The sequence below is a fragment of the Shewanella sp. MSW genome (assembly GCF_007636515.1).
In the GTDB taxonomy this organism is placed as follows: Bacteria; Pseudomonadota; Gammaproteobacteria; order Enterobacterales; family Shewanellaceae; genus Shewanella; species Shewanella indica.
The window spans coordinates 285940-296361 of sequence record NZ_LVDR01000005.1; the positions used below are offsets into that span (position 1 = coordinate 285940).

Genomic DNA, 10422 nt, shown 5'->3' on the forward strand with positions numbered 1-10422 from the left:
ACCACTCCCTTCAATATCCCGTCATTGCTGGATTTGTACAGGATGTACCACTAAAATTTTGCTCGAATTATGGTTTGTTTAGTAATAAACTGCGCGGCATGACCTCGGTCACAAAAATTCAGGCCCGGGTCATTCGACGAAGCATCCATATAATGAAAAAAGCGCTGCCATAGACGCTTAAGGAAACAGCAAAATGGCCTTGAAAGATGCAATGCCTTCAGTACTGCTTGAAAAGGTAGTTAGTTTAATCCACTCCAAAGTCCCTAAAACACAAGCAAATCAGGTGGAACAGTTCGCCACCTGCCTCTACGCTCACATGTCCAAGGACGATCTCCAGGCCCGTAACGATAGCGATCTCTACGGTGCCGTCCTGAGTCTTTGGAATGCTCTGAACAGCACGCCGTGTGGGGAAACTCACTTAAGGGTATTCAACCCAAGCCAAGCCAAGCACGGCTGGCAATCAACCCACTCCATCATCGAAGTTGTGCAGCCCGATATGCCCTTCCTGGTGGATTCTGTGGGGATGGCCCTCAACCGTTTGGGGATCACAGCTCATATGATGTTGCATACGCCTCTGGCCATTGAGCGCCAGGGCAAAGACATCAAGCGGGTCAGCTTTGTTAACGACAGCAAGGAAGACAGCGACAAGGTGGCAGTATTCCTGATTGAAATTGACCGCCAAAGCAGCGACCAGGACATAAAACAACTCGAAAAAGAGATAGAGTCCGTGCTCGGTGATGTCGCCGCCGCCGTCAATGACTGGCGCGCCATGTCCGATAAGCTGGCTGAAGTGGTTGAAGAGTTGCCAAAGCGCCCGTTCCCCGGTGAGAAAGCCGAACTCGAAGAAGCGACTCGCTTCCTTAGTTATTTGAACAACCATCATTTTACTCTGATGGGCTATCGTCGCTACGACCTGCGTAAAGTAGAAGGTGACGTTGAGCTGGTGCCGGATATGGCCAGTAGCCTGGGCCTGATGAACAAACCCGGCAAAGCGCAGCCAGAGCATGGTTTGATGCTGTCTTCTTTTTCTGAATCGGCTCGCCGTGAAGCGCTGGACAACAGCCTGCTGATCCTGACCAAGAGCAGTGCCAAGAGCCGGGTTCACAGACCCGCTTATGTCGACTATATCGGCGTCAAACGTTTCGATGAGGCCGGTAATGTCGTCGGTGAAGACAGATTCATCGGCCTGTATGCTTCCAATCTGTACAACCGTAGTCCGAAAGAGATCCCGCTGTTGGCCGAGAAAGTCCAGCGGGTGATGGACAAGTCAGGTCTGGCACCGCGCTCCCACGACTATAAAGCGTTGATGAATATTCTGGAAAACCTGCCAAGGGACGAGATTATTCAGGCAAGCGTCGACGAGTTGTCGCACATGGCTCACGGCGTGTTGGAGATGCAGGACAGAGATAAACTCAAGCTGTTTGTCCGTAAAGACGGTTTCGGCCGCTTCCTGTCCTGTTTGGTGTATGTCTCTAAAGACAGATACAACACCCGTTTGCGTGAAGATACCCAAAGGATCTTTGCCCAAACCTTTAACAGCAATGAAGAGGTGGAGTTTACCACTTACTTCTCCGAGTCGAGCTTGGCCCGTACCCACTACATAGTTAAAGTCGACAACAACAATAATTTGGAACTTGATGTGGCTGCCATAGAAAACAATCTGATTGAAGCCGCTCGCTCATGGGAAGATAAACTTCAGAGCGCGCTCAACAATTCACTGGGTGAAGAGCAGGGTACTCGCCTGTTCAAGCGTTATCTGACTGCATTCCCACAGAGTTACAAAGACGATGTGTTGCCGACGTCGGCCGTGGTGGATCTGCAACAACTGGAAGCGTTAGATGATGACCATAAGCTGGGCATGTTGTTCTATCAGCCACAGGAAGCGGCGCCTGGCAGCAACAAGGTACGTTTGAAGCTGTTCCACAAGGATGAGCCTATCCATCTGTCGGATGTGCTGCCTATGCTGGAAAACTTCGGTCTCAGGGTGATCAATGAGCGCCCTTATGAAGTGAAGAGCACAGATGGCGCGACCTTCTGGATCCTCGACTTCCTGATGACAGTACAGGGCGGCGCCACTGAAAACCTGGCAGACAGCCAGGATAGATTTCAGACCGCGCTGGCTCAGGTTTGGCAGAAAAAGCTGGAAGACGACGGCTTCAACCGCATGGTACTGGCTACCGGGCTTTCCGGCCGTGAAGTGTCAGTGCTGCGCGCCTATGCCAAGTATATGCGTCAAATAGATGCGACCTTCAGCCAGGCTTACATCGAAGAAACCTTCAGCCGCTATCCGCAGATAGCCGATTCGCTGGTGAAGATGTTTATTCGTAAGTTCAATCCCAAGCTGAAGACCCGCACGCTGGATAAGTTTATCGAGCAGATCAATCTGCGTCTCGATGACGTATCCAGCCTGGATGATGACCGTATCATTCGCCGCTATCTGGATCTTATCAACGCCACGCTGAGAACCAACTTCTATCAGCAAGATGCCGCCGGCCAGCCGAAGGATTATATCTCCTTCAAGTTTGCCCCCAACCAGATCCCTGAAATGCCCAAGCCACTGCCGAAGTTTGAAATCTTCGTCTACAGCCCAAGGGTTGAAGGTGTGCATCTGCGCGGTGGTAAAGTGGCCCGTGGTGGATTGCGCTGGTCTGATCGCCGCGAAGATTTCCGTACCGAAGTACTGGGTCTGGTGAAGGCACAGCAGGTTAAGAACACTGTGATTGTGCCCGTAGGTGCCAAGGGTGGCTTTGTTTGTAAACAGCTGCCGACCGAAGGCGGACGTGAAGCTTTCTTCACCGAAGGTCAGGAATGCTACCGGATCTTTATCCGTGGTTTGCTGGATATCACAGACAATATCGTCAACGGCGACCTGGTTCCCCCTGCGGATGTTGTGCGTCACGATGAAGACGACCCTTACCTGGTGGTCGCCGCTGATAAGGGCACTGCGACCTTCTCTGATACCGCCAACGCCATTGCCACCGAATATGGCTTCTGGCTGGGTGATGCTTTCGCTTCCGGTGGTTCCAACGGTTATGACCACAAGAAGATGGGCATCACCGCCCGCGGCGCTTGGGAGTCAGTAAAACGTCACTTCCGCGAAGTGGGTATCGATTGCCAAACCACAGATTTCACCTGTGTGGGGATAGGCGACATGGCCGGTGACGTATTCGGTAACGGCATGCTCTTGTCTGAGCATACCCAGCTGGTGGCTGCTTTCAACCACATGCATATCTTTATCGACCCAACGCCTGACTCAGCGACCAGCTTTGTCGAGCGTAAGCGTCTGTTTAATCTTCCTCGCTCCAGCTGGGAAGACTATAACAAGGAGCTTATCTCCAAAGGCGGTGGTGTGTTTGCCCGTAGCGCAAAATCCATCAGTTTGACGCCTGAAATCAAGAAGATGCTGGCGACCGACAAGGATGCTATGACGCCGACTGAGCTGATCAAATGCCTGCTGAAAATGCCGGTTGACCTGATCTGGAACGGCGGTATCGGTACTTATGTCAAAGCGAGCAGTGAAACCCATGCCGAAGTCGGCGACCGCGCCAACGACGGTTTGCGGGTCAACGGTGGCGAGCTTAAGGCCAAGATCATAGGTGAAGGCGGTAACCTGGGTTGTACTCAGCTTGGCCGTATCGAATACGCTGCCAATGGTGGCCGTATCAACACCGACTTTGTCGATAACGTGGGTGGTGTGGACTGTTCGGATAACGAAGTTAACATCAAAATTCTGCTCAACGCTCTGGTGGCCGAAGGTGAGATGACCCTCAAGCAGCGTAACCGCCTGCTGGAAGAGATGACTGACGAAGTCGCGCAGATAGTACTGCAGGACTGTAAAGATCAGACTCGCACCATCTCTGTGACTCAGGTGCGCGGCGCCGAACAGCTCAAAGAGCAGATCCGCTTTATCAACTACCTGGAAAAAGAGGGTAAGTTGGATCGCGCTCTGGAATTCCTGCCTACAGAAGAGGAGCTGTCCGAGCGTTTGGCCAACGGCCGAGGTTTGACCCGTCCTGAGCTGTCGGTATTGGTGGCCTACGCCAAAATGGTGCTCAAGGAACAACTGCTGACACCTGTTATCACAGATGACGCCTGGTTGAGCCAACTGCTGGTTGCTTATTTCCCTGGTAAGTTGCAGCAGAAGTATGCCGACAAGATGACTCAACATCCGCTGCGCGGTGAGATCATTGCTACTTCGTTGGCGAACGAACTGGTTAACGATATGGGGCTCAATTTCGTCCAGCGTATGCAGGATGAGACAGGCGCCTCAGTTGCTGATGCCGCCATTTGTTACACTATGGCCCGCGAAGTGTTTGGTTTGGCAGATTTAACCAAAGCCATTACTGATTTGAACGGCATAGTACCCGCGGTTGTTCAGGGCGAGATGCTGCACCAGTTGCGCCGTAACATGCGCCGTGCCTGTCGCTGGTTCCTGCGTAACCGTAGCCGCGCCATGAGCATAGAGCAGGTTGTTGCCTTCTATAAGCCGGTGTTCGACGAGCTGAAAGCCAATATCCGCTCTTACCTGGTAGCTGACGAGTTGGCGGGTATTGAAGAGGATATCGCCGCACTGGAAAAAGAAGCCGTGCCTCATGAGGTCGCCAATCTGGTTGCCAACATGAGTACGCTGTTCTCGGCGCTGGATATTGCTCAGATAGCTCAGCTGGAGTCCAAGCCGGTTTCACTGGTGGCAGAAACTTACTTCAAGTTGGGCGCAAGAATCGATCTGCATTGGTTCCTGGAGCAGATCGGTGGTCAGCCGGTGGCCAACCACTGGCAGGCACTGGCCAGAGCAGCCTTCCGTGAGGAGCTGGATTGGCAGCAAAGAGCGCTGACATCAGCGGTACTGCGCAGCTGTACCGACAGCTGTGAGTCCGATGCTATTATCGAACAATGGGTCGAACTCAATCAGGGCTTGCTGGAGCGCTGGTTCCACATGCTGGCTGACTTCAAGACCTCGCAAACCCATGAATTTGCGAAGTTCTCAGTAGCGCTACGTGAACTGAATCTGCTGATCCTGCACTGCGAAGGGCAGAAGTAAGCTATTATAACAATAAGAGCCCTGGCAAACGCCGGGGCTTTTTTTAGGTCTAGGAGAAACCATGTTTTACAAACTCGCACAAAAAGTCATGTTTCAGATGGATCCTGAGCGCGCCCACAACTTTGCCATCAGTAGTCTCAGAACCACGGGTAACTCACCGCTGAACTGCTTTTATGCGCAGCATCTTGCCCCGGCCCCGGTCGAATTCATGGGGCTGACATTCCCTAATCCCGTCGGTTTGGCCGCCGGTATGGATAAAGACGGTGAATGTATCGATGCCTTTCATGCCATGGGATTCGGTCATGTTGAAGTGGGAACCGTGACTCCAAGGCCGCAACCCGGTAACGATAAACCTCGGCTTTTCCGGATTAAACCGGCCAAGGCGATTATTAATCGTATGGGCTTTAATAATCTCGGCGTGGATAATCTGGTGGCCAATCTCAAGGCTAAAAAATCCAATGCCATGGTCGGTGTCAATATAGGTAAAAATAAAGATACACCGGTAGAGCAAGGGAAAGATGATTATCTGATCTGTATGGATAAGGTTTATGCCTATGCTGATTACATCGCGGTTAATATTTCCTCACCCAATACTCCCGGCCTGCGTACCATGCAATATGGCGAATTACTGGACGACTTGTTATCTAGCTTAAAAAACAAACAAACAGAACTGGCAGAAAAGCATGGCAAGTATGTCCCTATTGCATTAAAAATAGCGCCGGATCTGACTGAAGAAGAGATCGAAAAGATAGCCGAGTCATTATTGAAACATAAGTTTGATGGCGCCATAGCCACTAATACCACTTTGACCCGTGATGGGGTCAGTGGCTTGGCTAACTCCAATGAAACAGGTGGCCTTAGCGGTAAGCCGCTGAACCAGTTGTCGACCAAGGTGATCAAGTATCTCGCGCAATGCTTGAAAGGCGAGATCCCGATCCTGGGGGTAGGTGGTATTAATAGCGCCGAGGATGCTCTGGATAAATTGGATGCAGGAGCAAGCATGGTGCAGATCTATTCCGGTTTTATCTATCAAGGGCCAAAATTAATTAAAGATATTGTCGACGCTTATAGATCTAAATAAGTTAAAAAACACTCAAAGGGATCGCCTTGGCGATCCTTTTTTATTTGAATCGATCGTTTTTTGATCTGAAAGATCTGCCTAAGATATTGTTATCTCAGTCTAATATTTAAAACTTTTTTTGATATTGGGTAAAATATCATCTATTATTCGGTTGGTAATAAATCACAGGTCTTATTGGATTGCGTTATGTTATTAATGCCAAACAGAGATTGGCAATGGAGATATAACGATTCGTACGGTGTCCTTAGCGTATCGTTAGGTTCGGAAATGGAATTTCTGACTCCTTATAAAGCCAAAACTTTGATACCGGATGCAATGAAAGAAGCAGAATTTAGCGTCGAGCACGCCAAGTTCTATATTGACCTGCTTGATCGTCTAACCAAGTCACTATCATTGACGGATGCACAAGTGGTTCAGTTGGCGTTGAACGCCACCGCCGCTCACTTTATGCAAAAACCGCAGATGCCCAAGTCATGGTTTTTTGACACCAGTGCTGTCTGTGTTTACAGTGAGCCGGGAAAGGTATTTGACCTCAAATGTCGTGGAGAACGCGTGCTGGTGATGGTGGTTGAGACCGGGTTGCAGGCTTCTTTGGTGATGATGTTGGCCAACGAATGTCGACTCAGCGATGTCAAAACCCTGACCCGCTTTGAAACCATCAAGGTGATGCACGATCGTCTGCATCCGCTAAGGGCACAGCAACAGATAGTTGCTGCATGACAACTTTGTCAGCGAGTATCAACGGGGCTTATGGCCCCGTTTTTGGTTTTCAGCCCCTAAACCACCTACTTCAGTAGGTGGTTATCATTTGTCTTCAACCTGAGAATGCCTGACTCAAGTGGTTAATCAAGGCCCTCAGCGCCACCGGCATATGCTCTCTGGAGCTATAGAGAGCGTAGGCCGTCATGACTCTCGGTGTCCAATCCGGCAGCAAGCGTTGTAAGCTGCCATTTTTGAGTGCCTCATCCAGCAGATAATCGGGCAGTTGGGCGATACCGCTGCCTGCCTGAGCCGCCCTGAGTAATACTGTCGCTTCATTGGCCACCAGTTGGCAGTTGACCGCCACAGATTCGTTCTGTTCTCCCTTGGAAAGATGCCAAAGATTACGATTGAAATGGCGGTATCCAAGGCACTGGTGGCGGCGAAGATCTCTGGGATGCTGCGGTGCTGGATACTGTTTGAGGTATTCAGGAGAAGCCACCAGCTGCGAATTCACCTTGATAAGCGGCTTGCCAATCAACAGGGGATCCGGGCTTGACGCTATACGGATCACCAGATCGACCCTTTCCGCCACCAGCTCCACAGTGCGATCGCTCACATCCAACTCGATTTCCACTCCGGGATTAAGCCTGATGAATTGCGCGAGGCTCGCTGCCAGCCGTGCGTGTGCGAACGACATGCTACTGCTTATTCTCAGTTTGCCGGTCAATTGTCTGCGTCTCTCGCTTAGGCTGATTTCCAATGCCTCACGGGTCGAGAGTAACTGGCGACAATATGTCAGGCACTGATTCCCGGCATCTGTAAGGGTTACACTGCGGGTGGTGCGATTGAGTAATCTGGCGCCCAACCAATCCTCAAGCGCCTTGATATGGCGGGTTACCATGGCGCGCGACATCTCAAGCCGCTCGGCGGTAGCGGTAAAGCTGCCACTGGCGGCCAGATCCACAAAAACTTCGGCGGCGGTTAATCTGTCCATCTGCGATTACTTGTCCGGATTATGCAACAATATTGCGCAACTTTAGCCGTATATCTGCATTAATTGAAATCATAAACTGGCCAACGTTGAAATTCACCGGAGTAAAACCATGCTTAAATCACTCGTATTGGCTGCCAGTTTAGTGTTGCCATTTTCTTTACACGCCGAATCGGACGCCCTCGACTTCAAAGTCTATAACGCCGACGGTAACAGCTTTCATGTCAACGCCACCCTGATAAGCGGTGACAAGGAAGCTATTTTGGTCGACACAGGCTTCACCCGCGCCGATGCCCTGCGACTGGCCGCCGAGGTTCTGGACAGTGGCAAGCAGTTGACCACTGTATTCGTCAGCCAGGCGGATCCTGACTATTACTTCGGGGTTGCCACACTCAAGCAGTTTTTCCCTAAAGCAAAATATCTGACGACCCCGGCAGTGCATGCACAAATTTCGGCCAAGCTGGAAGACAAGCTGAGCTTTTGGATCCCCAGAATGGGTAGCAATGCCCCCCTCAAGGCGCAGCTGCCAGAGATATTTAAAGGCAGTCAATTAATGCTTGAAGGCAAGGCGATTGAGATAAAAGGTGACCAGGGAATGCTGGCTGACAGGCCATACCTCTGGGTACCTTCCAGCAAAACCATTCTCGGCAATGTGGCCGTCTCCGGAGGCTTGCACCTGTGGATGGCTGATAGTCAGAGCCAGAGTGAGCGAGCGGCCTGGAAGGCACAGCTGGCGGAAATGGCGGCGCTTAACCCTGCCAAGGTGATCCCCGGGCACATGTTGTCTGAATCTTTTCTCGAGCAGGACAATATTGCCGCGACACTCAAGTACCTGCAGGATTTCGAACAAGCCGAAGCCGTCACCCAAACCAGCGCTGAGCTTATTGACACCATGCAGCGTCTGTACCCGAATGCCGGGCTTGCTATGGCATTGGAGATAGCTGCCAAGGTCAGTAAGGGTGAGATGAAATGGTGAGGCTGCACTACTTTTTTGACCCCTTGTGCGGCTGGTGCCATGGTGCGGCGCCCCTCATTCATGCCCTGAGTGCCAGACTCCCGATAGTTTTGCACGCCGGCGGCCTGATGGCGGCAACAAGAATAACGCCCGGGCTCAGGCAACATATCCTCAGCCACGACAGCAAAATTGCCAAGCTGACCGGGCAGCCCTTTGGTGACGGTTACACTCAGGGTTTGCTGCAATGCCCTGACGCTGTGTTGGACTCGGGACCGGCCATTGCCGCTATCCTGCTCGCCGAAAAGGTGGCAGGGCAGGGATTGGCGCTGCTGGAGATATTGCAGGGTGGCCATTATGTTCAAGGTTTAAGGCTTGCCGAGCCTGAAGTGTTACTGCAACTGCTGATGGCGCTGAGAAGTCTCCAGGCACTGGGGCACGAGAAATTGGCTAGCGATCTGACGGCGGTTATGAAAGCAAACTCAGCCGGGCAGATTTCGCCGCTGGCGAGCCATATCACTCAGAGCCGGGCCATGATGGCAAAGCTCGGATTGGCAGGCTTTCCGTCACTGGTTCTGGAAAGCGAAATCGGTGAGTGGCACCCTGTACCTTTGAACCGCTTCTACGGCCAGACAGAGGCAATGCTGGGTTGGTTTGACTCAAGTTTTGCCAAACAGCTCTCTGGGATTGACGCCAAGAGAGATAATCCGAAAGCCGTGCCAAGTGCCCCGGCGGCTTGTATCCGGGGAGGCGACTGCGATTAAGCTTTCCGCATGGATTAGAGAGGGCTTAAGGGCGTTCAAAGGGGCTGCAATCTTAGTCTTGGCTTGAGTAAAATGAGCACTGTAAGATTGCGATAAAAGCTGACAGCAGAAGGGGATGAACACCTGTTAGTTGCATTCATTCCCTTCGCTTTTGCCTTTATTGGTTGCTGCTTTACCACTTCCTTATGTTGGCTTTGTTCTACTCCTGTGCCGCTTTGGCCTGGGCGTGGCGTTTGGCCAGGTTGGCATGGATATCATCGAGGGACAGCTGCTGATCCTCCAGCAGTACCAAGAGGTGATAGAGGAGATCCGAGGCTTCATTCACCAACTCTTCGCGATCATGAGTGGCCGCCGCCAGCGCGGTTTCCAAACCCTCTTCGCCCACCTTCTGGGCAATGCGCTTGGTACCGCGCTGAAACAGCGAAGCGGTATAGCTCTCGTTGGGGTCTTCTTCCTTACGGGAGGCGATAAGGCTTTGCAGGCGATTGATAAAGGGGTGCACTTCGCCGCAGGCCGGATTATCCCAGCAGCTGTCAGTCCCCTTGTGGCAGGTGGGGCCTAAGGGGTTGGCCTGCAGCAGCAGGCTGTCGTTGTCACAGTCCACTCCTATGCTGACCAATTGCAGCAGATTGCCCGAGCTTTCGCCTTTGGTCCACAGCCGCTGTTTGCTGCGGCTGTAAAAGGTCACCAGGCCTTTGCTCAGGGTGACATCCAGGGCTTCGCGGTTCATATAACCCAGCATCAACACCTTGCCGCTGTGAAAGTCCTGCACTACGGCCGGCAGTAATCCCTGTTGTTTATCCCAGTCCAACTGTTTGAGCCAGTCGGCATTGTTTGTCTCGGTTGTCATATCAAATACCTGTATTGGGTTGTGGGGCATTAAGGAAGGTG

The 10422-nt window shown here is 51.8% G+C and carries 7 protein-coding genes; 5 read left to right on the top strand and 2 right to left on the bottom strand.

The genetic code is table 11. The annotated features are described in order from the left end of the window. The first annotated feature begins 193 nt into the window (after positions 1-193). From AYI96_RS07710 to AYI96_RS07720, 3 genes are all read left to right on the top strand, one after another. The gene (locus AYI96_RS07710) at positions 194-5041 is read left to right on the top strand and encodes an NAD-glutamate dehydrogenase (protein WP_101096409.1); all 4848 of its coding nucleotides are present in this window, start codon (positions 194-196) and stop codon (positions 5039-5041) included. A 61-nt stretch (positions 5042-5102) separates the two neighbouring features. Further along, entirely contained in the window at positions 5103-6122 is a 1020-nt protein-coding gene (gene pyrD / locus AYI96_RS07715; RefSeq protein WP_039033232.1) for a quinone-dependent dihydroorotate dehydrogenase, read from the top strand. A gap of 186 nt (positions 6123-6308) precedes the next feature. After that, positions 6309-6842, top strand: coding sequence for a cell division protein ZapC (locus AYI96_RS07720; protein WP_039033231.1), 534 nt, complete (start codon positions 6309-6311; stop codon positions 6840-6842). A 94-nt stretch (positions 6843-6936) separates the two neighbouring features. On the opposite strand, the gene AYI96_RS07725 is transcribed toward AYI96_RS07720, so the two are convergent. Then, positions 6937-7818 carry a LysR family transcriptional regulator gene (locus AYI96_RS07725; protein ID WP_144361342.1) on the bottom strand — a complete coding sequence of 294 codons (882 nt, stop codon included), beginning with the start codon at positions 7816-7818 and terminating at the stop codon, positions 6937-6939. Between the two features lie 109 nt (positions 7819-7927). Between AYI96_RS07725 and AYI96_RS07730 the strand changes: the two genes are divergently transcribed. Beyond that, entirely contained in the window at positions 7928-8791 is an 864-nt protein-coding gene (locus tag AYI96_RS07730; protein WP_101096411.1) for an MBL fold metallo-hydrolase, read from the top strand. Next, positions 8785-9531, top strand: a complete 747-nt coding sequence (locus AYI96_RS07735; protein WP_144361343.1) for a DsbA family protein — start codon at positions 8785-8787, stop codon at positions 9529-9531. Before AYI96_RS07730 ends, AYI96_RS07735 begins: the two co-directional genes overlap by 7 nt. A 199-nt stretch (positions 9532-9730) precedes the next feature. Here the strand turns inward: AYI96_RS07735 and hisIE are convergent, their stop codons facing one another. Continuing rightward, entirely contained in the window at positions 9731-10381 is a 651-nt protein-coding gene (gene hisIE / locus AYI96_RS07740; protein WP_144361344.1) for a bifunctional phosphoribosyl-AMP cyclohydrolase/phosphoribosyl-ATP diphosphatase HisIE, read from the bottom strand. Between the last annotated feature and the right edge of the window lie 41 nt (positions 10382-10422).